We start from the raw sequence: 25,839 nt of genomic DNA on the forward strand, positions 1-25,839 counted from the left end.
ATAAAAAGTAGAGTTAAATATAACAAAATTGCCAACTATTATTCAACAAGTTGATATTACGAAGAGTGAAATATTACAGCATAAAGATAACCGGAAAATATTATGAAATTATATAACTTAAAAGATCATTCCCAGCAAGTTAGCTTTGCACAAGCAGTTCAACAAGGATTAGGAAGAGGACAAGGTTTATTTTTTCCTCAACAATTACCTAAATTTTCATCATCCGAAATTGAGTCGTTATTAAAACTTGATTTCATTACTCGAAGTGCCAAGATCTTATCTGCTTTTATTGGTGATGAGATTAGCTGTGATGATATGCATAGACTTGTTAAAAATGCATTTCAATTCCCTGCTCCAGTAACTTCTGTGGAAGCAGATATTGGTTCATTAGAACTATATCATGGACCAACATTAGCATTTAAAGATTTTGGTGGGCGCTTTATGGCGCAAGCTTTAGTGCAAGTTGCTGCTGACAAAAAAATTACTATTTTGACTGCTACTTCTGGCGATACTGGTGCGGCTGTTGCTCATGCGTTTTATCATTTACCAAATATTCGCGTCGTGATTTTATACCCAGAAGGTAAAATTAGTCCATTACAAGAAAAGTTATTTTGTACTTTAGGTGATAATATACATACAATTGCTATTCAAAGTGACTTTGATGCGTGTCAAGCCTTAGTTAAAAAGGCATTTGATGATGAAGATTTGAAAAAAACAATAGGTTTAAACTCCGCTAACTCAATTAATATTAGCCGATTATTAGCACAAATCTGTTACTATTTTGAAGCTTTTGCACAACTCACATCAACCCAACGTGAACAGCTGGTTATTTCTGTGCCAAGTGGCAATTTTGGAGACTTAACAGCAGGTCTACTTGCGAAAACAATGGGATTACCTATTAAACGCTTTATTGCTGCAACGAATGCCAATGATACAGTACCTCGTTATTTAGAAACCGGTAAGTGGGAACCTCACACAACCATTGCAACATTATCGAATGCAATGGATGTAAGTCAACCAAATAACTGGCCACGTATCGAAGAGATTTATAAGCGTGAGGGATGGGATCTTAAATCACTCGGTCATGCTACTGTTTCGGATGAAGTTGCTAAGCAAACTGTTTGTGAACTTGATCAAAAAGGTTACTTATCTGAACCTCATGGTGCAATTGCTTATCGAGCACTGCGTGATCAGTTACAAGAGGGTGAATATGGACTATTTTTAGGTACGGCACATCCTGCTAAATTTAAAGAAGTGGTTGAAGATATTTTAGGTAAATCAGTTCCATTGCCTAAAGAGTTAGCAGAGCGAGCTGATATGACATTGCTTTCTCATTGTATGCCTGATGATTTTGCTAAATTAAGAGATTTTCTCATTAAATTAAATTGGTAAGTGTTTTATGCCACCAAATAGGTGGCTAATTTTTGAATGTTTGGTGAATCTTCATCATCATGTATTTTAATACTATCGATGATAAAACTAACATTTAAGGTGAATAAACCATACCTATTTTTCTAGTATAATGATTAACGTCATAACAATTAGACCCTTGTTTAAATCAAAATTTTCAGATATTGTAATGATTATTTTGTTGCCATAAGGATACATTTATGCACTGTCCTTTTTGTAATGCAGATGATACAAAGGTGATCGATTCACGTCTTGTTGGTGAAGGATTTCAAGTCCGACGTAGACGGCAATGTGTTGAATGTAATGAAAGATTTACTACATTTGAAGTTGCTGAATTAATTATGCCTAATGTCATTAAAAGCAATAAAGTTCGCGAACCATTCAATGAAGATAAATTACGTAATGGTATGAAAAGGGCTCTTGAAAAACGTCCAGTGAGTTTTGATGCCATTGAAGATGCGATTACACGTATAAAATCTAAACTAAGAGCAACAGGTGAACGTGAAGTTCCAGCAAAATTAATTGGTGACTATGTGATTGAAGAACTTAAAAATCTAGATAAAATTGCTTATATTCGTTTTGCTTCGGTTTATTTTAGTTTTGACGATATCGAACAATTTAGTAATGAAATTGCTAAGTTACAACAAAAATAATCAACAATATGACTGCAATTTGCAATAAAGATCACTTCTATATGCAACAAGCCATTGATTTGGCTAAGCTTGGTCGTTTTACAACAACACCAAATCCTAATGTTGGCTGTGTCATTGTTAAAGATGATCAAATAATTGGCAAAGGTTATCACCAAAAAGCTGGTGAGCCTCATGCCGAAGTTCATGCACTAAAAATGGCTGGTGATGAGGCAATCGGCGCAACAGCTTATGTGACATTAGAGCCTTGTAGTCATTTTGGTCGAACACCTCCTTGTGCTGATGCGCTTATTAAAGCTGGCATCATTCGTGTAGTAATTGCGATGCAAGATCCTAACCCTAATGTTGCAGGTAATGGTATTAAACGCTTAAAAGAAGCAGGAATAGATGTCACCATTGGCGTTTTAACTGAGCAAGCAGAAGCTATTAATAAAGGCTTTTTAAAACTCATGCGAACAGGTTTGCCTTATATTCAACTTAAACTAGCCGCCTCATTAGATGGTAAAATTGCCATGGCATCTGGTGAAAGCAAATGGATAACATCAAATAAGGCAAGAGAAGATGTGCAACAGTTCCGAGCTCAAGCAAGCTGTATTTTAAGTACTCGTGCGACTGTGCAAGCTGATAATGCAAGTTTAACAGTTAGATATAACGAATTACCTGATGAAATAAAAAAAATCTACCTACCAGAAAAAATCCGGCAACCTATTCGTGTAATTATTGATAGTCAAGCTCAGCTAACAGGTACTGAAAATATTTTCAATCAGCCAGGTGAAACATGGATAGTACGAAAAAAAGATAACCTTATTGCAAAACAAAATACCAAATTAATTATAGAATCATCTAGTTGTAAACAAATAGATTTATCTAAATTGTTTGCATTATTAGCCGAAAAACAAATAAATTCGGTTTGGGTTGAAGCTGGTGCTCATCTGGCTGGAGCTCTAATAGAACAAGATTTAGTGGATGAATTAATTATTTATTATGCACCAAAATTACTTGGTCATAATGCGTTAGATATGTGTATATTGCCAAATCTGCAAAAGCTTTCATTAGCACCACAATTTCAATTTGAATCGATTGCTATGGTGGGCGATGATCTTCGACTTATTTTAAAAAGAAAATTACTTGCAACTTTGTAAAGAGTTAATAACTTTTTTCAGTAACATTCAAAACTAAAAATTTAATAGTAAGTTAGCTGGTATGTATCAAATAACAAGATTCGCCACACTTGATATCGATCTTTTTTTTAATTTAGATGAGTATCGTATTATCGAAGACTTCGGTTATGGTGATATTTCAGGAATAGGAAAAGTCTGTGGTTATCAAATTCTCTTTTTTTATATTTCGGATAATGTTGAGGCATTATCAATTGATGAAGTTATAGACAACACTTTCTTATGTGATAAAGCAAATCAAATTTTAGATTTTCTTGGTTTTGACTTTAAAATTGGTCAGCCGTTTGAGTTAACCAATCAGTTTAATCATAATTATAGATTTAAAGATCATATCTATGAAGAGCACATGCGTTACTATTATGTTTTCGATAACATTTTGATTACTCTAGGTATTAATTTGGAAGGGGTTTTGGTTTCATTTGAAATGGTTAAAGATCAATGTATTATCAATAATCGCCTTGAAACTTTTAAATCTTAGCTTCGTCTTCAAATTTTATTTTATTGGTAACAAATAAAAAAAGCGCCATTAATAGCGCTTTTGATTAAAAATTACTGTGCTTATTTTTTAAGTTCAGCGATTTTTTTACGAATATTATTTGCACGATCTGTTGAAGATGGATGGCTACTTAAGATTGAAGCGTCACCGCCACCTAATTTATCAAATGCAGTTGCAAGACCTACTGGATTAATTTTTTTCTTAACTAAGAAATCGAAAGAATAGTTATCCGCATCTTGTTCTTGTTTTTGTGAAAATTGAGAATTAATCACTGCTGATGCTAAAGCGCCTAAGCTAGATTTAGATAGAGCGGCAATTTTTGCATTACCAGATGCTGCTGCTGCATCACGTGCAATTTCAGTCGCATAAGCAACTTGCATTGCTTTTTTACTATGACCTAAAGCTACGTGACCTAATTCGTGACCTAAAACACCTTGAATTTCGTTATCAGTCATCATATCCATTAGACCACTATATACACGAACACAACCATTAGCCATTGCCCATGCATTAACATCTTTTGTGATGTATACTTTATAGTTGATTGGTGTACCGTTTAGATTATTACCAAGTGTTTTTGCAATTTTATTTAATCGTTTAGTATAAGCGCTTTTTGCTGGAGCAATTCTTGATTGAGCATCCATTTCAGCACATGATTGTTGACTTAATGCTTTAACATCATTATCACTTAGAGTAGCAGCTTGCAAACTTTTCATGCCAAGGCTAGTTAAGTCATCTGCGCTCATATTTTTACAACCAACGAGTGACATTGCTGCAACTAGAGGTAGTGCAACTAACAATGTTTTTTGATGTTTATTCATACTCTTTTCCTTATATTAATATAAATGTCAAATGCCTAATTTCTTTAGACAATTTAAATTTTAACGTAACTTTTATAATAATCAACAAATAATTGCTTGATTAGACAATATCCGGGCTTTAGACTAATGCCTCATTTTTGAGGAACACGATTATGCAACTATCCGATTTTGATTTTTATCTTCCTAAAGAACTAATTGCCAAACATCCTTCAAAAAACAGAAGTGCATGCCGACTTTTATCTCTTGATAGCCATACAGGTAAAGTTGAAGATAATGTATTTACTGATATTATCGATAAAATCAATCCGGGTGATTTACTTATTTTCAACAATACTAAAGTTATTCCTGCTCGCTTATATGGAAAAAAAGCTTCAGGTGGAAAAATTGAAATATTAATTGAAAGAATATTAGATAATAACCGAGCTCTAGCGCATATTAGAGCTTCAAAATCACCCAAAGCAGGTGCTGAACTAATATTAGGTGAAAATGACCCTATTAAGGTTACCATGCTAACACGCCACGATGCTTTATTTGAATTGCAATTTCCTGACGATGTGCTTAGTGTTTTAAATAAGATAGGTCATATTCCATTACCGCCATATATTGATCGCCCAGATAATGAACAAGATCGTGAAGTTTATCAAACAGTGTATAGTAAAGTGCCAGGAGCCGTTGCTGCACCCACGGCGGGTCTTCATTTCGATAAACCTTTATTAGAAAAACTAAAACAGAAAGGCGTCGAAATGGCATTTGTCACTTTACACGTTGGAGCAGGAACATTCCAACCAGTTAGGGTTGAAAACATTGAAAACCATATTATGCACTCTGAATATGCTGAAGTGCCAGAAACTGTTGTGGAAGCGGTGTTAGCATGTAAAGCACGAAACAAAAAAGTTATCGCTGTGGGAACAACTTCTGTTCGAGCTTTAGAAAGTGCAGCACAAAACACAGGAAAAATAGCTCCTTTTTTTGCCGATACCCAAATTTTTATTTATCCGGGGTATCAATTTAAGGTCATTGATTCGCTCATAACTAATTTTCATTTACCTGAATCAACTTTGATTATGCTTGTTTCTGCCTTTGCTGGTTATGAAAACACCATGAAAGCTTACCAACATGCTGTTAAAGAAAACTATCGATTTTTTAGTTATGGTGATGCTATGTTTATTACAGCGAAAAGTAATAAATATTAATAAATATCAAATAAATATCCAATGTAATTAAGCTAAGTTCAAACTTTATGGCTATATTAAGCTTATCTATATAAATACTTATTTATTGCCTAATTGATCTAAAATACGATCAATACGTTTTGTATTTGATGGATGCGATGTTTTTGTTTTTGAATGAATCGGCATTTTTTTTAACATAGTTACAAGCCCGATTGGGTTAATATTACTGCTCATTAATAATTCCAAGGCATAATGATCGGCTTCAAACTCATATTGTTGAGCAATATCTTCTTTAACAAGAACTATTACCTCTTTATTGGTTATCCCAACATAAGGGGCTAGTTTAAATGATTTTATAGCATGCTTAAGAGCAATATGAGCTTGTTCATGAGCTAAAACTGCCTGTAATTCATTATCGTTTAATAATTTTATTAATCCACTGTTTATGCGAATACAACCATTAGCTGTTGCCCATGCATTAGGATCAGTATTTAAATAAACTTTGTAATTTACTTCAATATCATTAATCTTTTTAGGCAACGTTTGAGTTAGTTTTTCAAGTTTTTGGGTAAGCCAACTACTTTCATTAGCAATAACAGATCGTTTATCTGAGTCAGCACACGCTTGTGCTCCAATAGCCTCGATGTCTTGTTCAGATAAATGTTTAATTTTGTCTGATGTAATAATTAGCGCAACTTCATTATTGAAGTTTTGACAACCAACTAATAAACTAATTGAAAAACATGATATTAAAAATAAATTAATATGCTTCAAATGTCTTAAATCCTTTCAAATATTGTTTATTGATGCCTAGCACGATAAACTAACACCGAAAATTAATGATACGGTGACGTATTATAACAATAATTCGCGCCAAACTGTTTATTTGGTCGCAAGAGGTTAACAAAAAAATGAAATTTGAACTAGACAATACCGATGGGCTTGCTCGTCGAGGACGTATGAAATTCGATCGTCGTGGAGTTGAATATACCGTTGAAACACCAGCATTTATGCCTGTTGGTACTTATGGCACGGTAAAAGGTATGACCCCTGAAGAGGTTACTGCAACTGGAGCTCAAATATTACTAGGCAACACATTCCATTTATGGTTAAGGCCTGGACAAGAAATCATGCGAAAACATGGTGATTTACATGATTTTATGCAGTGGCATGGCCCAATTTTGACCGATTCGGGAGGGTTTCAAGTCTTTAGTTTAGGTGATATCCGCAAAATCAAAGAGGAAGGTGTCTATTTCCGTAATCCGATTAATGGTGATTCGATTTTCTTATCACCTGAGGTTTCAATGGAAATTCAATATGATCTTGGTTCTGATATTGTGATGATTTTTGATGAATGCGCCCCGTTTCCTGCTGATTGGGATTATGTCAAAAAATCAATGGAAATGTCTTTACGTTGGGCTAAACGTAGCCGAAAGCGTTTTGATGAATTAGGCAACAAAAATGCACTCTTTGGTATTGTGCAAGGCGGAATACATCAAGAATTACGTGATATCTCAATTAAAGGATTGACCGAAATAGGCTTTGATGGCTATGCTGTTGGTGGATTAGCTGTTGGAGAGCCTAAAGCTGATATGCATCGCATTTTGGAGGGTACTTGCCCACAATTACCAGCCGATAAACCTCGTTACCTAATGGGCGTGGGTAAACCTGAAGATTTAGTTGAAGGTGTACGTCGAGGTATTGATATGTTTGACTGTGTGATGCCAACCCGTAATGCACGTAATGGTCACTTATTTGTCACAAATGGTGTAATTAAAATTCGTAATGCAAAATATAAAGACGACACTACTCCGCTTGATCCTCATTGTGATTGTTATACTTGCAAAAATTATACTAAATCATATCTTCATCATTTAGATAAGTGTGGTGAGATTTTAGGTGCACGACTAAATACCATCCACAATTTACGTTATTATCAACGTTTAATGGCTGAAATTCGTGAAGCTGTTGCGAATAAACGTTACGAAAATTTTGTCATTGAATTTTATCAACGAATTGGTAAAACACCAGCACCTTTATCGAAATAAAGACATAGCAGATATAAATTTTTATCGTAGGTATTGACACTTTTTAGGAAGCGCAGTATTATGCGCTTCCAACGGCGAGTAGCGCAGCTTGGTAGCGCAACTGGTTTGGGACCAGTGGGTCGGAGGTTCGAATCCTCTCTCGCCGACCATTTTTTCCTTTCAAAACCCTTTTTTAACATCATTAATACCTTAAAAAATAACATAATTACATTATTTAATAAAAATAAAAAATTAAAGCTAACTTATTATAAAATAAGTTATTTTTTATATTTTAGCAGAAGTGAAATTACTAAAAAATGTAATTTGAAAGAAAAAGAGTATTTATTAAATAAGTTTAAAATTGAAAAAGAAGAAGATATACAACATATACAAAATAAAAAGGTAAAACTCCCAACAATTTTATAAAAAGAGGGAATCCCCTCTTTTTATTATTACTTATAAACCAATTATTTTCTCTCTTGAATTAAAGAGACCGCAATCGTCATAAATTTCTTTATCTTTTGAGTGACATGAACTTTTTGTTTTTTCTGCATTTTTTTTCATTTGCTCATCTGTATCACCTGAAATTTTATAATATACTTTGTTAGTGTTAAAGTTAAATAGATAATTAAAATCATTATCAAGAATATTTTGATCATATGATGATTTTTTACCAACAATTTTCACTTTTACTTTTAAATCACCAACAAAGTATGAATCACAAGTTAAATTAATTGAATCGTCAGATAATATTACTTTATTTATTTCTTCTTTTGAAACTGAGCAATTTTTCAATTCACGATCAATTATAAAAGATGGTTCTTGATTTTTACGAATTGAATAAGTATGATACTGATAGAATTTGTTATTTTTAAAATCATAAAGCATAGCCCATTCTTTTTGATCTTTTATTGCTTCTTTAGCAAATTTTACAAACTCATCATCACCACAACCAACCAACATCATGCTTAAAACACTAATACAAAAAAAACTAATTATTTTTTTCATTATTTAACCCCTTTCTTTTTTACTTAGCATTAATTAATTTGTAAGTAATGCCGTTTTTACAAACTTTTGTTGTGTATTTACCATCAGTATTTAAATTTATAGCAAGTGTTACAGTATCAAGATTACAATTTTTACTAATCTCATTCATTATTTTCATATAACCAACTCCAGTTAAATCTGGAGCTTGAGAATCAAAACCACTTGCTGTTGCTTTACCTGTTTTTAAATCATAAATAATTGTGTTTTTATCACCACATCCCACCAAAACAAAACCTAAAACACTAACACACACAAAACTAATTATTTTTTTCATTATTTTATTCCTTGTAATTAACACAAATAAGCCTCATTATTTAAATAGTTATTTATTTACCAGATAAGTTTTCTAAAATTTTTAAAATTCTTAATGTAAACATGCTTGGAAGCCAACCAAAAATAAAGCTAGTAAAGAAAAAGTAAATAATCAAAATCCCAAACCCTTGTAAACCGCCTAAATTATGAAACATATCGTAAAGTGCCATAAAAACTTTAATAGGATTATCTAGTCCCAAAAATTTATCAAAAATAATTAAAGTAAACCCAATCCAATAAAGCAAAGCTATACCATCTCTAACTAAAGGATTCGTTGTAATATAATAATCTCCGTCAAGATCAGAATAATAACCGTTCAAAATTCTACCAAGCATCATTTTCTCCTTATCTATAAAAATTTATTAAAAGTAAAGTAAAGGTTAAGTTAAAAAGATTGACTATTGTATTATGATCGGTTTCACAGATCAATAAAATATATTATAATAGGTTTTATCTATCACAATTAACCTTACTGATCGTTATAATCTTTCAAAAATTTTTAAAAAGTAACAAGTTAAGTTAATTGCGTGTTTAATTTATATATTTTAATTAATCAATGGGATGGGCGAATGATATATAATGTTTTTCAATAATAAGGATAACGTGGATAATTACATTAGTTAGTTTTCTTATTTTTTCCATTTACAAAAAAAGCATATTAACATCGGCAGGTACGTTCATTTTTGATTTTGTTATTAATTTTATTTTAATTAGCGTTGTGGTATTTCTTTCTAAAAAGATTAAAAATAATTTAAAAAAGAACAAGCCAAATACTAGAGCTAATGCAACAACTTAAAATGGATGAACAAAAACTAAGAAGAATGGTAGCTAGCTGGCTAACAGCATAAAAATGCAGGAGGATTTAGGTAAATTAACGGGTTTTATGAATAAACAGGTAATTGAAACTGCATTAAATGAATAATTGACTGAGCATCCGTCACCTTTAACTTTAAAATACACAAAATTTAGGAAGAGGGCGTTTATAGCTTATGTTTTAAATTAACACTAAAAATAAGAATAAGGTTTAGGTATACGGCGTTTTTTCGGCGTTTTCTTTTTATATGCTTTGGGCTTCCATTGAGAATAATCCGTGACATAAAGTTCATTAAGTTTTAAATCATAGGGGATGTCTTTTATATTATCAGCGATTTCATCGTAAGGTGAAGGTAGTGTGAAAGATAGACCATAATCATCATCAACAATCAGCATGCCAAGTAAGATAGCTCGAAACTTAGTTAGATAGCACAACTCTTCCATGGTAATGCCAGCATATAACTCGTTTTGATATTTATTTATATATTTGCCTTGGTAATTTTGGTTACATCCTATTCCAATAATGTCTCCGTCAAAAGTGGTAGTGATTGTCAATGTGCCATCGTTTAACGAATAGAAGCACCATCTATTTTGCTCACCAGGTGGAGAATACAATTCACATTCTTGACATTTAACATCAAAACGTTGGTACATTTCATCCAAATAAGTGAGAATGTTATCACCAATTTGAATGTTTCCTATTGATTTATAGCTAATAATGTTAGCATTCAATGCGATCATGACTTACCATCTTGATATTTGCCCATCGTCGTCTAATATTTTAATCTCAGTCTGACTTCTTATCCATGTAAATAACTGCGCTAAATCTTTTTCGATCCTAGGCGGATGAGCACTTATTTCAATAAAAATTTGAGTATCTTCCAAAAATAGTCTGACATCGAACAATCTACTCTTACTATTATCCCAATATGGTGAGCTTGATAAACAGTATGCGCTATTTTTAGCAATATAAGTGGGTAATGATAAAATTTCATTGGCGATATCACAGGCATTTTGCTGATACCATGTGTGATTTATAAACACTAATCTAAACTCGGCTGACATTGAGTGGTGTTATCCCTATCATAATAAGTTTTATTACTAAAACGTATGGCTAAGTATTTGATATCCATTATTCAATAACTAAATAGTTAATCACCAGTAACACGTAATTGTTTAATATTTTTTGTTTGAGCGTGATGATGATCCGTTGCAGTTCAGGAGTAAAATTTTCAATTTGTGACATAATTTGCGTTAAATCAGTTATCAATATTGCCAAATTGCTAGCATTAAACACAACATTAACGGTGTAATAGTCACGAATTCTTTTTAATTGTTTAAGACTTTTCCAGCAGGTTGATGTACTAAATATTTTTCCATGAAGATCTTCGCTCATGGTAAATATTTCTGATTGCTGATTGTCAAAGTTGATAATAAAATCTAGCGCCATAAATTTAAATACCTATTAGGTAATGAATAGTAAGATATTATCTTACATATTTACAAGATTACTGGATTAATATCTTTGTTTTTACCATAATTATCAGACAGATTAGAGGCTGTTAGATAAAAAAGGTTTATTCAGTTTTTTAGCTAATTTTTCTACACATTCTCTAGCTGCGATTTTGTAATTGATTGCATTTTCATAGGATTCATTTTTATCAACATATTTTTCAAATGTTTTAAGTGCACCTAAAAAACGAGCGGCAACAATAGTAAATTCATTATTGATCCAACAAGCGAAAATTGTTGAAGCAAACCCTTCAAGATTTTTATAATAAACAATATTTTCGATTTTTTCGATATCTAAAATCAGTACATGATTTACCTGTAAACTTTCTGGTAATCGTTTAATCTCTGTCTCATCAATGTATAAAGTTCCGTTTACGGATAAATTTTCGGGCAAGGTGTTAATTTTTTGATTTTGTAAACTTAGATAACCTCCAACTGATAAATTTTCTGATAATTTATTGATTTGCGTGTGAAATAAATCTAAATTACCACCTATAGTAAGATTACGTGGCAATGTTTGAATCTCAGTATATTCAAGTTCTAAACTTCCAGAAACAGAAAGGCCTTCAGGCAGGTTTGTTAATTTAGTGCCACTTAATGCTAAATTACCATTAATAGAGAACTTTTCTGGTAAACTTGTGATATTTGTATAGCTTAAATCTAATCCCCCACCAATTGATAAATATGTTGGTAATACTTCAATTTGAGTATCGTATAAATTTAAATTTCCCTTAACTGTGATATGTTCAGGTAATGCTTTTATCTTAGTATATTGCAAAATTAAGTTACCAAGTACGGTTAAGTTATCAGGTAACGATTCTATTTTTGATGAGTCTAAATCTAAATTTCCTCCACAAAAAAAAGTGTTAGGTAATGTTTTAATATCGCTGTAAGCTAAATATAAATTACCACCAACTGATAGATTATCAGGCAATGTCTGGATATGGGTATAATTTAAATTTAGATTGCCACCAGTCGTTAAATTTTGAGGTAATTCTTCTATATGTGAATGAGCTAAATTTAGATGCCCACTAATTGATAAATTATTAGGAAGTGTCTTAATATTTGTATGATATAAGTCCACATTACCATTAATGGTTATTTTATTGTTTTTAATAAAATAATTTATTCCCTTTTTTTTAAGTAATATGAAAAATTTTTCCACCACTTATTTCCTTTTTTGTCAATGCGTTAATGGATTGTTGTGTACATAACTTGGCTTTTTTCTATACAGAATAGTTTTAATGATTAGTAATGTTTTAGTGCTATTGCTGTTGTCCTGCTTCAAAATGGTAGTGTTCCATTGAGGCACAGGTAAAAGATTCAATAAAGGCAGGTTTTGTATGCCACGTTTGTTTGGCAGTAAACAAATCATTAGCAATCGCCCAATCATACACCCCAGTATTCACAGGATAACGGGTTAACACACCAGATAATTGATGTTTTTCAATCCAAGTTTTAGCTTCAGTTAACGAGGTGAATATACCAGCAGGAAAGTTTGCTCCTTCACCATTAAATACCCATATTTCGTTCATTTTTGCTATCCTATTTAATCAATTCTGGTTGCAACATGGTATTATGCTATAAAATTAATATGTGATTTAAAACATGACAGTAGTTTAAGAGCAATGTTGTCGAAAATAGATAATTCAAAATTATTAAGATTATCTTGATATTCCATTACTTTATCCACACCATAATTTGAATAGACAAGGCAAGTTATATGTATCATATCGTTTGTGATGCGAATATTAACAATATCATTATCAAATAGTTCCATACTGTTAATTGATAATTTGAAACGCAGATAAATTTGTTGTTTCAAGATATTAACATGTACATAACTAGCCATATCAGTTAATTTAAACTGCCTAGCAATATTCGATTGTAATAAAATACCTAATTGATTGAGTTTATCAGATAAGTTTGATATCAAGTCAACTGTTTTTTTATTGTTATAAATCATCATACTGTAAAAAAGCATCGTTTTTAAAATAAAAGACAAAAGAGCTAAATAAATCCTCTAATGTTGGATTATCTAATTCATTGTTAGCCACGCTAATAATATCTTCAATTTCGGCTTTTTCTAGCGTTGGTATCCAACCTTCTTCTATAGCTTGTTTAGGCAGGTTTGAATCATCATCATCTAAAATATCTTCATCCTCAAGACTAAAAACTCCTTGGGTATCAAGTGTCCAAGATGAGTGATCAGCGGGAAGATAAAAAAAACTGTATGGCATGTCTTCTATGTTAGAAAGCATATCTCGTATAGTAATAAAATTCATCATTTTCAAAAAAAATTAAAAGGTTAAGATACTTTCAATATTCAGACATCAGTATAATGGCATATTAAATGATTGTCAGTATATTTCAATAAGCAATGTATTCATTTAATCACCATCGGCAATAATCACTTCGTCTTCACTCACAGCTTGCTTAAGTAGCATAATTAGTTTTTGGATTTCGCTGTCGTTATGTTTTTGTAACAAGTTGATTAATATTTTTTGATGATCGGGATAGATTCTGTTTCGCCCATAGACATCAATCATGATGCCTGTTTTCCGCTTTAAATCGATAAAAGCTTGCTCAAGTAATTGCACTTTTTTATCACTTAAAACAAGAGATGGCTTACTGTCTTTTTGATCTGATAAGTAGGAAAAATCTAGCATCTTTTATATTCCTTGATATTGGTAATGCGTTGATTATTCTTGGTTACATAAATTAAGAATATATTGAGGTGTCTTTTTTCGATAACGTATGCTCTGTTTTAAACCGATGGAGCCTTGCCTTACACATTTTAGCAGATCCTCATCACTAATAATAAAATCACTATCTTCCAGAAAAATATCAATCACTGCTTCGGCAAATGAATCTGGAATATGATTTAAGACAAAGTTAAAAATACGATTTTTTGCATCGTTGTGTTGTAATATTGATTCAATGATGATCGATGCATTTTGCTGCCAATTTTCGGCAAACCGTAGAAAATCTTGCTCATTGAACGTATCTTGCAGAATGATTTTAGCTACCATTTCGCCTCTTTAGTAATATTGTAAGGTAAATATAATTGTTATTTAAAGATAAATCCTAACTCGCAACAACGATCATCGCTATATTGATTACCAATATTCAAAAAATATATAGATAATTTATTATAAACAATTTTTCATCTTAACAACTATCTAGTATTTCAATACAAAGATTTTAGTTAAGTGATATTTTATTCTTTTTAATCAAAAAATAGCGTTTGGAAGAAATTGGACGGGAAATGTAAGGTAGATATCTAAGTGCAAACGGAAAGGTTTTTATAGGTTTGTTAAAAAGTTCGAGTAACCAACCATCAGAATCCTTAAACGACATAAATTCAAAACTTATCGTATTATCGGATAAAATTTTAATATCATCAATACCATTCCCAGCAAACCAAGAAGAGTAGCCACCACCAATTCTAGCTCGATCGACAAATTTATTCCTTTTTAAATCAAGTAAATAAATAGATAAAATCTCTTCCCAAGCGTCACCATTTTGTGACAAAAAAAGTAAGATATAATCATCATTATAACTAAAAGCCGCTTCTAAATAGCCCCCTTTCAGTTTTTCATTACAGCAAACACCATCAACTTCAACAAGTGAATAGATTTCGCCAGGTTTCCTGAGAGGTAATCGCTTTACTACAACATTGGATATCATTTTTATCATACTTAATCTAAAAAATGTTATTTAAAATATCAATAGAAAGCCTATTAACACTAAACTTAATAAAATCACCACTTAAGTAAGCAAAATCATAAAATAAATCATCTTGAAAAACAAGATTCGATAGTATTAATCTATTTTCAAATAGATAACCATTAATATGATGAACAAAAGTATCAGCTTGTTGCATAATAGAAAAATGCTTATCTCCAGATAGTTCAGGCTTTATCTTGTCAATAAAACACAAATTAAGTTCTAATAGATAAATATTGTCCTGATTTAGCGCACAAGCGGAAGAATTGATAAAACAGCAAAGTTGATATTGACCAAAATCAAAAGTAGCCTGCTCCTCAATATATGGATCTATAGCAACTAGCTTTGCGTAATATTTCATTGTTTTTTCCATGTTTGATTGTGACTAGTGAGTGATCGCATAATTAGGGGATATAATAACAGAACATCCAGATGCATAAGATCACTAAAATTCAGTTGTATTATCCTATAATTATCTTGGTTTGTAATTGTATGATATTAATGCATTATTTCGTGAAATGAATGATTTGATATAAAAAATGAATTTAATAACCTTAACACTTTTCCCAAATCAAAATATTATCTTTGATCCTTTTGCTGGCCCCAATTGATCTATATCAATACCAATAGAGCCTAAATAATCTATCATTTGTTGATACAAATTGAATTCATGAATTTCATCAATAATCGTTTCATGTTCGTCGAAAAAATCCACACCATCGACTAGTTTTATAACTTCGTAAAGAACCCTATACTTTTTATTTTTAAAATTTATAGCAATAGTAGTAAATTGTGAAGCATTATTGGGAAGATCATCAATAATTGTTGTTTGTAATGTTCGCCCTAATCGAATATATTCATTTTTAGTATATTTCATATAACCATAACCTTTTTATTCAATATGATTTTAGAGCCTAATAGGTTTGTCATGCACTAAAGCATAAAAACAAATCATTTACTCAGTCTGATACGTTTTATACAATGCTATTTCAGCCGATATACATTGGCTAAATTTGCAATTTAAATTTTTTATTACGTCACCTTCTGTATAACAATAGACCATAGGATCATCATGTCTATCCATAAAGAATAGACTTGAATAACCTTGATGTAATAAAAAAGCAAAGAAATTAGTGGGAATAGAAATATTGTTCTCGACCAGTAAAACTAAAGAGCCTTGGTTTATATCATCAATTTCATGAAATAATATAGCTGTACCAAGTTTAAAATCACCTGCATTAATGCCTAGTTTTGACAAAAAAATTTTATAATATACAGGAAGCCGACCATATTGGTGTTCAAGTTGAGCCAATTGTTGGTCATTACAGCCTTTGGTAACAAAACCTTTGGAAGTCAATATAGCAATTAATTGATTGAGTTGATGATTAAACTCCCATTTATTCAATGTGATTTTACCTTTATTTTTCTAGTTGGTAGATGTTTTTAGCTTGTAATTGTATTTTAAGACAGTAATTAAAGTACTTCAACAGTTGCCACTTGTTTAGGTCCCTCATAAATAATTATTTTAAACCCTTTATTGAGTAAGTAACTGGGCGCATTTTTCATTAAAAAATGGGCTTCACCAAAACCTATTCTTTCATGAGTATTAATGTCCTCATTATTTTTAACATTTATTACCAATGACCAACTTGTCATATCACCCTGCTTATCTTTAAGCGGTTCAGTGATCGGATAGTATTTTGTATTTATAGGAAGCGTTTTTTTTCCACCTTGTTGTATGGATCGCCAATAAATTTTGACATTAACTGTCGAATGTAGCATTTTTAGATTCCTATTTAGTCATTTGTTATTCTGTTATTTTTTAATGTGTTTACCAATTTATTTAATAGCCTTCTTAATAATAAATTATCAAATTTTATTTAGCCATAAAGATTGTTTTTTGTTTAAAAAATCAGATTTTACATACTTTCATTGTGATAGGAAAATTTATATAGAAAATTACACTTGCTTCAATTTTAAGCTGGTAGGTGAATACCTTCTTATAAATACATCACTGTATTGCTCAATCAATTCTTTTGTGACGATATTATTTTTATAATCTGTTAAGTAACTTTTGTTTAATTTGCTATAACCATTTTTATCCAATGTATCCGTCTGCCAATTGCAAACAGGGCATATTTCAAAAATAGCATCTTCAGCATTTTCGAACACCACAAATTGGCAACAAGCACAAGCTACCCCTGATATTCCACTATCTGGGTGATCTATAATCTTTATTTTATTACCGGTAATTTGCTCTATTTTTGTTTCGAGATAACGATTTTTTAATAACGGTGAGGGTTTATAATTATCAAAAATATCATTATTAAATATTGCTTGTTTAGCATGCTCGCAAGATTGCTGGTTTATTATGCCATTTTCAAACAAATATGTTGTTCTAGCTTGTAAGCTTAAACTAAATAACGCATGATAACTTAAAAAATTGATGACCTCATTACGCAAAAAAGATATACACATAATGTTGCTATGCCTCTATTAAGCTCATAGTTAAATGAACGCTATAATGCTAATTATCTATTTAGCAAAAATATAATTATCACAAACGGTTATTTTTTGAAATAAATGTAAAGCGCAATTGAAGCAATAACCCAAACCCATATAAGAATATCTAGCTGGCGATCTTTCTTATATTTTTTGTCAAGAGATTGTAATACCTCATCCAAAAATAAAATAAAACAGTTAAATGATTCAAATTGCAGTGTTAATTTTTGCTCTACGACTGACCAGTAGTAAACACAACCATTATCTTGAGGCCTTAATGAAAGCAGGTAACAATTCAAGTATAGATCAGAAGCAAAAGGGAGCATATCTTGTAGCTGCGGGAAATCTCGTTTAAACTGCGCATAAATATTTTCTATTGTAAGGCCATATTTTATGCTAAAAAAATTAATCAAAAACTTGTCATCAACATAATTACTCATTTTACTATCAAGTTGTATAAAAGTTCCTCCGTTAAATTGGCGGTAAAAGTTGATAAAATCATCGTGAATTTTATTCCCAACGAATTGACTAAATTCGTTGAGTTCTTCATCAGTTAATTGTTGTTGTGTTTCTTCAAGTTTCAATATCATTTGTTTTTTCTTTTTCACCCAAACCATATTAACTAAAAAGCATGACTTATTATTTTTTTGTTTAATAGCTTCATTATGGACTTTTTATTATTTGAGTTATAAATTGATTTCGTCGATAGTTTGCATTACTCGTGCTGTAATTAGAGGCTTAAGTATTGTATTCATGGTTTCAATTTTTCCTAAGTTGGTATCATTTTGATCATCTAAATAACCTTGCTCTCGTAGTGATGCGACTAATGTTGAAAATACACCTTTGTCGAAGAATTCTGGAGCATTAATACCATGCAAAACAGATAACCGTTCAGCAATGAGACGCGCCTCTTTTTCTAGTTTTGCACGGCTAATAGTTGGATCTTTTTGCAATAAAGAAAACGCAATAGCATAACGTTGTAAAGTATCTTTAGAAGATGAAGCAATTAATTGTAATCCCGAAATTTTTAAAGAATTTACTGTCAATTTATCTGTCGAGTCGCTAATTAAATTCAATTTGGCATAAGTTGCTATGATTTGTTGTACATATACAGTTAGCTGTTCATCATTATGATAAAGGAATAGTTCTGATTTTATTAAAGGGAAAAACCGTCTTACTTGTTCTAATATTTCGCCAGATGATATTTGGTTATATTTGAGCACAATTCTAGCTACGATTGCAGGAATAATCAGTAAATGCTGAATATTATTTCGGTAATAGGTCATTAATACTGCTTGTTCAGTTGTAAGTCCAACCATTTCACCAACTTCATCGGTAGTAATAATGAATTTACCCATTTGTTTGGCGTGTTCAAATAATTCTTCAGGTGTTTGATCTGGAATAGTTATCAAATCTGAATAAGGAATATTTTTTAATAATTTTAAAAAATAATCGATATGTTCCAGTAACCTTACTTTGGTTAGTGCGCGTTGGTCTGCGGCCAATAATATTGAACAGCATAAGTTCATCGCATTAATTGCAGCTGAAGAGTTAATATGCTCCATAATTTGTTTAGCAAGTAAATTGGTTGTTGGTGTTAACCAACTAGGGCGCTGTGTACCAGTTGGTTCTATTTCATTTCGCCAATCAGGAACTTGTTGGTTTAAAAATTGATTTAAAGGTATAGGTTGGCCAAAATTAACATAGCCAAACCCTAATTTTTTTAATTTGAAAAATGCTTTAATTGTGCGTCCTAAACTCTCTTTTTCTTTTTTTGCACCACGGAGTTCATTGGCATAAGTTGCAACTTCTAAAACATGTTCATAACCAATATAAACAGGAACAACAGTAATTGGGCGTGCATCACCACGCAATAATGTTTGGATTGTCATCATCAACATGCCTGTTTTAGGATCGAGTAACCGGCCTGTGCGTGAGCGTCCACCTTCAATAAAATACTCAACAGAATAACCACGGATAAATAGTTCAGCCAAATATTCACGAAAAACGGCAGTATAGAGCTTATTTCCTCTAAATGAGCGGCGAATAAAAAATGCACCTAATCGCCTAAAAATAGGACCTGCTGGCCAAAAGTTTAAATTAATGCCAGCAGCAATATGAGGAGGAACTAAACCTTGTCGATAAAGCACATAGGATAATAAAAGGTAATCCATATGACTACGATGACAAGGAGCATACACAATTTCGTGTCCGTTTTGCGCAAGCTCACGAACTGGATCTGCGTTTGTCACTTTAAGACCTTGATAGAGCCTATTCCATGCCCAAGTGAGAACAAAATCAGTTATTCTTAACATACGATAAGAAAAATTTGCGGCAATTTCGTTTAGCATTGCTAAAGCATTTTTTTTCGCTTTATCAATATCAATATTTTTGCTTTTAGCCTCTTCTTGTATTGCTTCTGACAGTCCAGGATTATTTAATAATTTATTAAGCATTTCTTGGCGAATGGGCAGTTTGGGGCCGACAGAAGCTATCCTTTGCTTTGCAAAATGAATACGCGCAACGCGAGCCAATTTATGTGCTAACACTGAAAGATCTTGTTTATCGACATGAATATCTTTAAAGGAAACAGTACGAGAAAAGCGTGTATAACAGTCTCTGCCTGATGTCATTATTTTTAATAATTTACTAGGTGCACCAAGTACTTGCAGTGAAAGTTTTTTTTCTCCTTCTTTATCAGGGCGGCGACCAAACATGACCGAAATAGGTAGCATCTGAATATCAAGATCATGATTTTGTTGATGTGCAGAAATATAATCCCTTAAAATTTCAATCGCTTTATTTTTTTGTTGATTGGATGCAAAAATACCAGGTCCTTTATCAATATAGATATAAGCTGGAATAACTTTACCATTAATATCTATGCCAACTAATGGATCAGGTAAACTATATTGCAAACAAAGAGATCGAACCACCATCAAATCAATTTGAGAGTTATAAGGAAGTACGTATAAAATTGGCTTGTTGGTATCGAGGTCTAATTCTGTTATTGGATCGGTAGGAATTGGTTTGCTTTTAACAAAAAGCTTCACCAAAATTTGGATTAGAAAAAAATAAACTTTAGTCCACCAAGAAAACATAAAAAAATAAACCTCATACGTTTTTATTAATTATCCATTTAACTAACTTAGATTCTGCACTTTCTAACTAAACTGAGAAATGAATGTTTAAATTAAAAATTTAAAGCAGTTTTGTTTTTAGTCTGCAAAAGCATTTAATAGTTAATGCAGTATATACTTCTTACTGCTTATCTGTTAGTAAATTTGCACAATCTTTAGTCCATGTAATTAGCTGATAAAAACAACTTATATAACAATATCCAAGTCTAATATAAAGGTTTATTGATATCAACTACATGGCTCTCTCTGTTTTTTGCTTTCTTTAGCTAATTGATTAATAAAATAGTTTCAGTTGAATTAACTACGACTTTGGTATAATGCGTCTAAAATATATCGTAATTGTTTAACATCTAATTGACCTGGTGCCGATGCATTCTTAGCCGCTCCAAAAGTCATTGCTGAACCAAATGTCGAACCAGAAATACGACTAACAGTTCCAAGCCCAGCCATTGACATGGTAATAATCGGCGTGGTTGAGTGTTTTTTGTTCATTTCTGTGGTGGCAGCTAGTAAGGTTAATACATCATCCTCGGTGTTGGGCATAACTGCAATTTTGGGAATGTCTGCGCCAAGTTCTTGCATTTTTTTTAGTCGATAGACGATATCGCTCTTAGATGGCGTTTTTTCAAAATCATGATTTGATACCACAACAAATATCTGATGTTTGTGTGCGACATCGATAATATCTTTTACATAGTCATCACCAATAAACATCTCAACATCAATCAGATCGATAAGCCCACTACAAGCCATTTCTTTATTCAATTGGATATAAGATGTTAATGGCCATGGCTTAGCTCCACCTTCGTTTGCGGTTCTAAAAGTGAATAAAATAGGTTTATTTGGTAGTAAATCTGCTATTTTTTTAGCGACTAACTTTACAGTATTAAGATTATCAACGTGGATAAAGTGATCAACACGCCACTCTAAAACGTCAAAATCAATTGATTGTAAAAACTGTACTTCATCAATTAATTCTGCCTCAGTTTTACCGATAATTGGCACAATAATTTTGGGTGCGCCTGAACCGATTTCAAGTTTTTTGATGGTAAGAGTTTTCATTTTGTATCCTGTTAGCTAAAAATTCCGTTAATAGACCATAATTTTATCTGGTTTTAATTTTGTATTAAATAAGACAGTAGAATGAAGTCATTAGCATAAGAAATTATTTATTAATCATTAAAACCCATTTGCTCTTTCACATATTCAATAGGGGCATCTTCACCTGTCCAAATTTTTATTTGAGCTGCACCTTGCCATAACATCATGCCAATACCATTTAATATTTTACAACCTTGTTGCTCAGCTATTTCAAGTAGTTTTGTTTTACGCGGACTATAAATACAATCTGTAACAACAAGATCGGGGGTTAACATTGTCGGATCTGTAATTAAGCTTTTTCCTTCTAATGGTTTCATTCCGACACCTGTTGCATTACAAAGTACGACACTATCTGAAATTTCTTTGCGTAGCTTATCTTTATCGGCCAGATCGATAACGCGTACATAACATTGAGTATTTTGATTTAATTTTTTCGCAATAGCTTCTATTTTTGTATAGCACTCATCCTTTTGATTAAAGACAGTGATCTCTTTTACGCCATCAAGAGCAGCTTGCACAACAATGGCTGTTGCAGCCCCTCCAGCGCCTAGGATGGTTATTTTTTTGCCTATCACATCAATGTTGGCTTCTTTGAGCATGCGCATGTAGCCCATTCCATCTGTGTTATAGCCTGTTAAAACACCATTATCGTTTGAAATAGTATTACACGCACCACTCATTTCCACAGCAGGTGTTAACTTATCAAGGTATTGGCAGACTAGTTGCTTGTTGGGCATGGACACGGCACTGCCGCGTAATCCTAATGCTCGAACTCCTTTAATTGCGTCAGGGAGTTTTTTTTGGTCAACTTCAAATGCTAAATAAACATAAGGTACCTTTAATTTAGAATAAATGGTATTTTGCATTTGAGGGGATAAGCTATGGCGAATAGGGTAAGCCATTAAACCAATCAATAAAAAATGTCCGTCGATATTATTTCTCATTAACAACTCTCCACAATAGCCCTACAGTTTAGTTAAGGGTTCTATTTTTAGAATTTTTTATTAACATATTTTTAATTTTATATATATTTATATATAGATGAAAGAGTGAGTATACACTATCGATTGCACTTTCAACATCTATCGCCTAAAATAATAAGTTTTCTTCTTAAATAAGAATTTATTTTATGAATACAGTGCTTGATTTGTTTTCTTCAATAAATGCGGTTGTAGTTGCGGTAATTTGCATGTTAATTTTATCTCTTTGCCGTGTTCATGTCGTTATTAGCTTAATAATTGGCGCATTTGTTGGTGGACTATTTAGCCATTTATCGTTAAAAGAAACCATTGATGCATTTAATACTGGGATCAGCAATGGAGCTAATATTGCACTTTCTTATGCTATGTTAGGTGCGTTTGCAGTGGCAATATCAAAATCTGGCTTACCCGAATTATTGGCTGATAAAGCTATTAAGCAACTTACATCAAGCGATGCCAAAAAACGTATCAAGTGGATTTTGATTGTTATTATTGGGTTAGTAAGTATTTCATCGCAAAATGTTATTCCTATTCATATTGCTTTTATTCCGCTTTTAATTCCACCGCTTTTATACGTGATGTCCCGCTTACAGCTTGATAGAAGAATGATTGCTTGTATTATGACATTTGGATTAATTACGCCTTATATGTTTTTACCAGTAGGATTTGGGAATATCTTTTTAAATCAAATTTTATTAAAAAATATTACCGCATCAGGAATGGATGTTAGCCATGTAAATGTAATGCATGCAATGGCAATTCCTGCATTAGGCATGTTTGCTGGTCTATTATGGGCTATTTTTGTTAGTTATCGTAAGCCTAGAGAATATAAAATTATTCGTGGAGAGGCAAATCAAGATGCTTTAAAAGATGTGAGTAAGCGCTCTCTTATTGTTTCATTATTGGCGATTATTCTATCTTTTACTGTTCAACTTTATACTGGTTCAATGATTTTAGGTGCCTTAATTGGTTTTATTTGCTTTATTGTGTCGGGTTCGATTAAATGGGGCGAAGCTGATGGCGTTTTTACGGACGGCATCAAAATGATGGCTATGATTGGGTTTGTAATGATTTCAGCGCAAGGTTTTGCCGAAGTGTTAAAACAGACTCATGAAATAGAACCTTTGGTTAACAACAGTGCAGCATTATTTGCTGGTAATAAAGTGATTGCCGCTTTTGTGATGATGCTAATTGGGCTGGTTATTACATTAGGTATTGGATCTTCATTTTCGACAGTTCCTATCATTGCTGCAGTATATGTCCCACTTTGTGTACAACTCGGTTTTTCACCAATTGCCACCGTATGCTTAATTGGTGCATCAGGTGCAATTGGTGATGCGGGATCGCCGCCATCAGATACTATTTTAGCGACATCTTCTGGGCTAAATCATGATGGACAACATGACCATATTCGCGATAGCGTTATCCCAACATTTACCCATTTTAATATTCCATTATTTATTGCTGGTTGGGTTGGCTCGTTAATTTTATAAGTTAATCCAATTAAATGAATTAAGGTCGTTATTCATTATGAATAAAAAATCATCCCAAAATATTAGAGCTATTTGTGCGCAAGCTATTTTTAATGTGCTAGAAGAAGGACAGTCATTAGGCGCTACATTGACAACTTTAAACCACAAAATAGCCGATAAAGATAAGGCGTTAGTACAAGAAATCTGTTTTGGTGTGATGCGAGTATTACCAGAACTCAACTTTTATATTCATACCTTGATGAGTAAAGTGTTAACGGGTAAAAATAGAATTTTACATGACCTATTGTTAGTGGGTATTTACCAGATTCTTTATACCCGTATTCCTGCACATGCTGCAGTTGGTGAGACAGTTAATGCGGTCAATACTCTCAAAAAAACACAGCTTAAAGGGGTTGTAAATGGTGTATTGCGTGAGTTTTTGCGCCAACAAACATCATTACAGCAACAATTTATGCAAGACAGCAAGCAACAAAACCAGCAGACATTACACCCAAGTTGGTTATTAACACGCCTTAAGCAGGCCTATCCAGAGCAGTGGCATGCTATTGTTCATGCTAATAATCAAAAGCCACCAATGTGGTTGCGAGTTAATCTTAACCAATATTCAGTAAGTGATTACCAACAACAACTTGCTGAACGACAAATTGAATCTGATAGCTTTCCAGAGTTACCTAGTGCTCTGCGATTATTGTCGCCTGTCAATGTAAATAAATTACCCTATTTTGATGAGGGTGCTGTCACGGTACAAGATCTGTCTGCTCAATATGCCGCTTATTTGTTAGCACCGCAAAATGGCGAGCTCATTTTGGATATGTGCGCAGCACCTGGTGGTAAAACCACACATATTTTAGAAGTTGCTCCAAAAGCACAAGTTTTAGCTGTGGATATTGAGCCTAGCCGAGTGAAGCGCATTCACGAAAATTTAACTCGATTAAACTTACATGCCGAAGTTAAAGTTGGTGATGGATTAACCCCAGAACGATGGTGTAAAGGGCAACAATTTGATCGCATTTTACTTGATGCGCCTTGCTCAGCAACAGGTGTTATCCGCCGTCATCCAGATATAAAATGGTTACGCCGAGATAGTGATATTGCCCAATTAACTGAGCTACAACATGCAATCTTAACTAATATTTGGTCTTATTTAAAAACTGGTGGTACTTTAGTTTATGCCACTTGTTCAATTCTACCAGACGAAAATAAATTACAAATTGAGCGTTTTTTACAAGAAAACACCAGCGCCAAATTACAAGGTGAACTTAAACAATTTTTACCTACTGAAAATGGTGGTGATGGTTTCTTTTATGCAGTATTAAAGAAAGTATAATTTTCCCTTTTATTTTTGTTAAAAAGTTTCAGGTAACTATGTGTTTAAGTATAAAAAACTAAAAAAATCACACAATCCTAATTTGGACAATCTTTAGTAGTTGTGATAAATTTTGGGCTTGTTTTATCT

At 32.3% G+C, this 25,839-nt stretch carries 32 protein-coding genes and 1 tRNA gene; 9 read left to right on the forward strand and 24 right to left on the reverse strand.

The window, feature by feature from the left end; all coding sequences use genetic code 11:
• The first annotated feature begins 102 nt into the window (after window positions 1-102).
• The 4 genes from thrC (at window position 103) to ACGH80_RS07330 (ending at window position 3,716) form a co-directional block, all read left to right on the forward strand.
• Complete coding sequence (gene thrC / locus ACGH80_RS07315; RefSeq protein WP_034914088.1) at window positions 103-1,392, forward strand: threonine synthase; 1,290 nt, start codon at window positions 103-105, stop codon at window positions 1,390-1,392.
• 218 nt (window positions 1,393-1,610) lie between these two features.
• Window positions 1,611-2,063 (forward strand): transcriptional regulator NrdR, encoded by a 453-nt coding sequence (nrdR, locus tag ACGH80_RS07320; RefSeq protein ID WP_065560389.1) that lies wholly within the window; start codon window positions 1,611-1,613, stop codon window positions 2,061-2,063.
• An 8-nt stretch (window positions 2,064-2,071) separates the two neighbouring features.
• Window positions 2,072-3,202 carry a bifunctional diaminohydroxyphosphoribosylaminopyrimidine deaminase/5-amino-6-(5-phosphoribosylamino)uracil reductase RibD gene (gene ribD, locus ACGH80_RS07325; RefSeq protein WP_174798914.1) on the forward strand — a complete coding sequence of 377 codons (1,131 nt, stop codon included), beginning with the start codon at window positions 2,072-2,074 and terminating at the stop codon, window positions 3,200-3,202.
• 61 nt (window positions 3,203-3,263) lie between these two features.
• Window positions 3,264-3,716 (forward strand): hypothetical protein, encoded by a 453-nt coding sequence (locus ACGH80_RS07330; RefSeq protein ID WP_174798915.1) that lies wholly within the window; start codon window positions 3,264-3,266, stop codon window positions 3,714-3,716.
• 80 nt (window positions 3,717-3,796) lie between these two features.
• Here ACGH80_RS07330 and ACGH80_RS07335 read toward each other — a convergent pair whose 3' ends face one another.
• Entirely contained in the window at window positions 3,797-4,555 is a 759-nt protein-coding gene (locus tag ACGH80_RS07335) for a M48 family metallopeptidase (RefSeq protein WP_174798916.1), read from the reverse strand.
• 152 nt (window positions 4,556-4,707) lie between these two features.
• Here ACGH80_RS07335 and queA point away from each other — a divergent pair, with 152 nt between their 5' ends.
• Window positions 4,708-5,748 (forward strand): tRNA preQ1(34) S-adenosylmethionine ribosyltransferase-isomerase QueA, encoded by a 1,041-nt coding sequence (queA, locus tag ACGH80_RS07340; protein WP_174798917.1) that lies wholly within the window; start codon window positions 4,708-4,710, stop codon window positions 5,746-5,748.
• 78 nt (window positions 5,749-5,826) lie between these two features.
• Here the strand turns inward: queA and ACGH80_RS07345 are convergent, their stop codons facing one another.
• Window positions 5,827-6,501, reverse strand: a complete 675-nt coding sequence (locus ACGH80_RS07345; protein WP_174798918.1) for a M48 family metalloprotease — start codon at window positions 6,499-6,501, stop codon at window positions 5,827-5,829.
• 137 nt (window positions 6,502-6,638) lie between these two features.
• Here ACGH80_RS07345 and tgt point away from each other — a divergent pair, with 137 nt between their 5' ends.
• Together tgt and ACGH80_RS07355 are read left to right on the forward strand one after the other, a co-directional pair.
• Window positions 6,639-7,775, forward strand: a complete 1,137-nt coding sequence (gene tgt / locus ACGH80_RS07350; protein WP_065589872.1) for a tRNA guanosine(34) transglycosylase Tgt — start codon at window positions 6,639-6,641, stop codon at window positions 7,773-7,775.
• 72 nt (window positions 7,776-7,847) lie between these two features.
• Window positions 7,848-7,924: transfer RNA gene (locus tag ACGH80_RS07355), tRNA-Pro, on the forward strand.
• Window positions 7,925-8,210: 286 nt separating this feature from the next.
• Here ACGH80_RS07355 and ACGH80_RS07360 read toward each other — a convergent pair.
• The 22 genes from ACGH80_RS07360 to ACGH80_RS07465 all read right to left on the reverse strand — a co-directional run bounded on the left by ACGH80_RS07360 (window position 8,211) and on the right by ACGH80_RS07465 (window position 22,854).
• Window positions 8,211-8,762, reverse strand: a complete 552-nt coding sequence (locus tag ACGH80_RS07360; protein ID WP_065589873.1) for a hypothetical protein — start codon at window positions 8,760-8,762, stop codon at window positions 8,211-8,213.
• 19 nt (window positions 8,763-8,781) lie between these two features.
• Complete coding sequence (locus ACGH80_RS07365; RefSeq protein WP_065589874.1) at window positions 8,782-9,075, reverse strand: hypothetical protein; 294 nt, start codon at window positions 9,073-9,075, stop codon at window positions 8,782-8,784.
• 52 nt (window positions 9,076-9,127) lie between these two features.
• The gene (locus ACGH80_RS07370) at window positions 9,128-9,451 is read right to left on the reverse strand and encodes a hypothetical protein (protein ID WP_143421966.1); all 324 of its coding nucleotides are present in this window, start codon (window positions 9,449-9,451) and stop codon (window positions 9,128-9,130) included.
• A 667-nt stretch (window positions 9,452-10,118) separates the two neighbouring features.
• A complete protein-coding gene (locus ACGH80_RS07375) occupies window positions 10,119-10,667 on the reverse strand; it encodes a hypothetical protein (protein WP_065589876.1) in 549 nt (182 codons plus the stop codon).
• A 3-nt stretch (window positions 10,668-10,670) separates the two neighbouring features.
• Window positions 10,671-10,991 carry a hypothetical protein gene (locus tag ACGH80_RS07380; RefSeq protein ID WP_411630764.1) on the reverse strand — a complete coding sequence of 107 codons (321 nt, stop codon included), beginning with the start codon at window positions 10,989-10,991 and terminating at the stop codon, window positions 10,671-10,673.
• Window positions 10,992-11,058: 67 nt separating this feature from the next.
• Window positions 11,059-11,376, reverse strand: a complete 318-nt coding sequence (locus ACGH80_RS07385; RefSeq protein WP_411630765.1) for a hypothetical protein — start codon at window positions 11,374-11,376, stop codon at window positions 11,059-11,061.
• A gap of 102 nt (window positions 11,377-11,478) precedes the next feature.
• Window positions 11,479-12,606 (reverse strand): hypothetical protein, encoded by a 1,128-nt coding sequence (locus tag ACGH80_RS07390; RefSeq protein WP_411630767.1) that lies wholly within the window; start codon window positions 12,604-12,606, stop codon window positions 11,479-11,481.
• Between the two features lie 97 nt (window positions 12,607-12,703).
• Window positions 12,704-12,973 carry a hypothetical protein gene (locus ACGH80_RS07395; RefSeq protein ID WP_034913569.1) on the reverse strand — a complete coding sequence of 90 codons (270 nt, stop codon included), beginning with the start codon at window positions 12,971-12,973 and terminating at the stop codon, window positions 12,704-12,706.
• A 41-nt stretch (window positions 12,974-13,014) separates the two neighbouring features.
• Window positions 13,015-13,407, reverse strand: coding sequence for a hypothetical protein (locus tag ACGH80_RS07400; RefSeq protein ID WP_141672707.1), 393 nt, complete (start codon window positions 13,405-13,407; stop codon window positions 13,015-13,017).
• Window positions 13,394-13,726 carry a hypothetical protein gene (locus ACGH80_RS07405; protein WP_296300422.1) on the reverse strand — a complete coding sequence of 111 codons (333 nt, stop codon included), beginning with the start codon at window positions 13,724-13,726 and terminating at the stop codon, window positions 13,394-13,396. The genes ACGH80_RS07400 and ACGH80_RS07405 overlap by 14 nt, the downstream gene beginning before the upstream one ends.
• 102 nt (window positions 13,727-13,828) lie before the next feature.
• Window positions 13,829-14,107 (reverse strand): hypothetical protein, encoded by a 279-nt coding sequence (locus ACGH80_RS07410; RefSeq protein ID WP_065575069.1) that lies wholly within the window; start codon window positions 14,105-14,107, stop codon window positions 13,829-13,831.
• A 33-nt stretch (window positions 14,108-14,140) separates the two neighbouring features.
• Window positions 14,141-14,470, reverse strand: coding sequence for a hypothetical protein (locus ACGH80_RS07415; protein ID WP_085165003.1), 330 nt, complete (start codon window positions 14,468-14,470; stop codon window positions 14,141-14,143).
• A gap of 172 nt (window positions 14,471-14,642) precedes the next feature.
• On the reverse strand, window positions 14,643-15,128 hold the full coding sequence (locus ACGH80_RS07420) for a hypothetical protein (protein ID WP_085165001.1): 486 nt from the start codon (window positions 15,126-15,128) through the stop codon (window positions 14,643-14,645).
• Between the two features lie 16 nt (window positions 15,129-15,144).
• The gene (locus ACGH80_RS07425; RefSeq protein WP_411630769.1) at window positions 15,145-15,528 is read right to left on the reverse strand and encodes a hypothetical protein; all 384 of its coding nucleotides are present in this window, start codon (window positions 15,526-15,528) and stop codon (window positions 15,145-15,147) included.
• A gap of 210 nt (window positions 15,529-15,738) precedes the next feature.
• Window positions 15,739-16,044: a hypothetical protein gene (locus ACGH80_RS07430; RefSeq protein WP_085164997.1), complete on the reverse strand. Its 306-nt coding sequence runs from the start codon at window positions 16,042-16,044 to the stop codon at window positions 15,739-15,741.
• Window positions 16,045-16,122: 78 nt separating this feature from the next.
• A complete protein-coding gene (locus tag ACGH80_RS07435) occupies window positions 16,123-16,572 on the reverse strand; it encodes a hypothetical protein (RefSeq protein WP_085164995.1) in 450 nt (149 codons plus the stop codon).
• A gap of 68 nt (window positions 16,573-16,640) precedes the next feature.
• On the reverse strand, window positions 16,641-16,949 hold the full coding sequence (locus tag ACGH80_RS07440; RefSeq protein WP_208610458.1) for a hypothetical protein: 309 nt from the start codon (window positions 16,947-16,949) through the stop codon (window positions 16,641-16,643).
• A 177-nt stretch (window positions 16,950-17,126) separates the two neighbouring features.
• Window positions 17,127-17,645, reverse strand: coding sequence for a CPCC family cysteine-rich protein (locus ACGH80_RS07445; RefSeq protein WP_081296692.1), 519 nt, complete (start codon window positions 17,643-17,645; stop codon window positions 17,127-17,129).
• Between the two features lie 89 nt (window positions 17,646-17,734).
• Window positions 17,735-18,259 (reverse strand): SMI1/KNR4 family protein, encoded by a 525-nt coding sequence (locus ACGH80_RS07450; protein ID WP_174798924.1) that lies wholly within the window; start codon window positions 18,257-18,259, stop codon window positions 17,735-17,737.
• Between the two features lie 96 nt (window positions 18,260-18,355).
• Entirely contained in the window at window positions 18,356-20,770 is a 2,415-nt protein-coding gene (gene plsB, locus ACGH80_RS07455; RefSeq protein WP_411630771.1) for a glycerol-3-phosphate 1-O-acyltransferase PlsB, read from the reverse strand.
• A 336-nt stretch (window positions 20,771-21,106) separates the two neighbouring features.
• Window positions 21,107-21,871 (reverse strand): type I 3-dehydroquinate dehydratase, encoded by a 765-nt coding sequence (gene aroD / locus ACGH80_RS07460; protein WP_085164990.1) that lies wholly within the window; start codon window positions 21,869-21,871, stop codon window positions 21,107-21,109.
• 110 nt (window positions 21,872-21,981) lie between these two features.
• Window positions 21,982-22,854: a shikimate dehydrogenase gene (locus ACGH80_RS07465; protein WP_411630773.1), complete on the reverse strand. Its 873-nt coding sequence runs from the start codon at window positions 22,852-22,854 to the stop codon at window positions 21,982-21,984.
• Window positions 22,855-23,039: 185 nt separating this feature from the next.
• On the opposite strand from ACGH80_RS07465, the gene ACGH80_RS07470 reads away from it, so the two are divergent.
• Both ACGH80_RS07470 and rsmB read left to right on the forward strand, forming a co-directional pair.
• On the forward strand, window positions 23,040-24,383 hold the full coding sequence (locus ACGH80_RS07470; protein ID WP_411630775.1) for a Na+/H+ antiporter family protein: 1,344 nt from the start codon (window positions 23,040-23,042) through the stop codon (window positions 24,381-24,383).
• A gap of 37 nt (window positions 24,384-24,420) precedes the next feature.
• Window positions 24,421-25,710 carry a 16S rRNA (cytosine(967)-C(5))-methyltransferase RsmB gene (gene rsmB, locus ACGH80_RS07475; protein WP_411630777.1) on the forward strand — a complete coding sequence of 430 codons (1,290 nt, stop codon included), beginning with the start codon at window positions 24,421-24,423 and terminating at the stop codon, window positions 25,708-25,710.
• Window positions 25,711-25,839: the final 129 nt, after the last annotated feature.

Source organism: Gilliamella sp. BG1 (genome assembly GCF_046635625.1).
Taxonomy (GTDB): domain Bacteria; phylum Pseudomonadota; class Gammaproteobacteria; order Enterobacterales; family Orbaceae; genus Gilliamella; species Gilliamella bombi.

Coding starts and splice junctions, on each gene's coding strand:
- thrC (WP_034914088.1), top strand. CDS start 103: ATGAAATTATATAACTTAAAAGATCATTCCCAGCAAGTTAGCTTTGCA.
- nrdR (WP_065560389.1), top strand. CDS start 1,611: ATGCACTGTCCTTTTTGTAATGCAGATGATACAAAGGTGATCGATTCA.
- ribD (WP_174798914.1), top strand. CDS start 2,072: ATGACTGCAATTTGCAATAAAGATCACTTCTATATGCAACAAGCCATT.
- ACGH80_RS07330 (WP_174798915.1), top strand. CDS start 3,264: ATGTATCAAATAACAAGATTCGCCACACTTGATATCGATCTTTTTTTT.
- ACGH80_RS07335 (WP_174798916.1), bottom strand. CDS start 4,555: ATGAATAAACATCAAAAAACATTGTTAGTTGCACTACCTCTAGTTGCA.
- queA (WP_174798917.1), top strand. CDS start 4,708: ATGCAACTATCCGATTTTGATTTTTATCTTCCTAAAGAACTAATTGCC.
- tgt (WP_065589872.1), top strand. CDS start 6,639: ATGAAATTTGAACTAGACAATACCGATGGGCTTGCTCGTCGAGGACGT.
- ACGH80_RS07360 (WP_065589873.1), bottom strand. CDS start 8,762: ATGAAAAAAATAATTAGTTTTTTTTGTATTAGTGTTTTAAGCATGATG.
- ACGH80_RS07365 (WP_065589874.1), bottom strand. CDS start 9,075: ATGAAAAAAATAATTAGTTTTGTGTGTGTTAGTGTTTTAGGTTTTGTT.
- ACGH80_RS07370 (WP_143421966.1), bottom strand. CDS start 9,451: ATGATGCTTGGTAGAATTTTGAACGGTTATTATTCTGATCTTGACGGA.
- ACGH80_RS07375 (WP_065589876.1), bottom strand. CDS start 10,667: ATGATCGCATTGAATGCTAACATTATTAGCTATAAATCAATAGGAAAC.
- ACGH80_RS07380 (WP_411630764.1), bottom strand. CDS start 10,991: ATGTCAGCCGAGTTTAGATTAGTGTTTATAAATCACACATGGTATCAG.
- ACGH80_RS07385 (WP_411630765.1), bottom strand. CDS start 11,376: ATGGCGCTAGATTTTATTATCAACTTTGACAATCAGCAATCAGAAATA.
- ACGH80_RS07395 (WP_034913569.1), bottom strand. CDS start 12,973: ATGAACGAAATATGGGTATTTAATGGTGAAGGAGCAAACTTTCCTGCT.
- ACGH80_RS07400 (WP_141672707.1), bottom strand. CDS start 13,407: ATGATGATTTATAACAATAAAAAAACAGTTGACTTGATATCAAACTTA.
- ACGH80_RS07405 (WP_296300422.1), bottom strand. CDS start 13,726: ATGATGAATTTTATTACTATACGAGATATGCTTTCTAACATAGAAGAC.
- ACGH80_RS07410 (WP_065575069.1), bottom strand. CDS start 14,107: ATGCTAGATTTTTCCTACTTATCAGATCAAAAAGACAGTAAGCCATCT.
- ACGH80_RS07415 (WP_085165003.1), bottom strand. CDS start 14,470: ATGGTAGCTAAAATCATTCTGCAAGATACGTTCAATGAGCAAGATTTT.
- ACGH80_RS07420 (WP_085165001.1), bottom strand. CDS start 15,128: ATGATATCCAATGTTGTAGTAAAGCGATTACCTCTCAGGAAACCTGGC.
- ACGH80_RS07425 (WP_411630769.1), bottom strand. CDS start 15,528: ATGAAATATTACGCAAAGCTAGTTGCTATAGATCCATATATTGAGGAG.
- ACGH80_RS07430 (WP_085164997.1), bottom strand. CDS start 16,044: ATGAAATATACTAAAAATGAATATATTCGATTAGGGCGAACATTACAA.
- ACGH80_RS07440 (WP_208610458.1), bottom strand. CDS start 16,949: ATGCTACATTCGACAGTTAATGTCAAAATTTATTGGCGATCCATACAA.
- ACGH80_RS07445 (WP_081296692.1), bottom strand. CDS start 17,645: ATGTGTATATCTTTTTTGCGTAATGAGGTCATCAATTTTTTAAGTTAT.
- ACGH80_RS07450 (WP_174798924.1), bottom strand. CDS start 18,259: ATGATATTGAAACTTGAAGAAACACAACAACAATTAACTGATGAAGAA.
- plsB (WP_411630771.1), bottom strand. CDS start 20,770: ATGTTTTCTTGGTGGACTAAAGTTTATTTTTTTCTAATCCAAATTTTG.
- aroD (WP_085164990.1), bottom strand. CDS start 21,871: ATGAAAACTCTTACCATCAAAAAACTTGAAATCGGTTCAGGCGCACCC.
- ACGH80_RS07465 (WP_411630773.1), bottom strand. CDS start 22,854: ATGAGAAATAATATCGACGGACATTTTTTATTGATTGGTTTAATGGCT.
- ACGH80_RS07470 (WP_411630775.1), top strand. CDS start 23,040: ATGAATACAGTGCTTGATTTGTTTTCTTCAATAAATGCGGTTGTAGTT.
- rsmB (WP_411630777.1), top strand. CDS start 24,421: ATGAATAAAAAATCATCCCAAAATATTAGAGCTATTTGTGCGCAAGCT.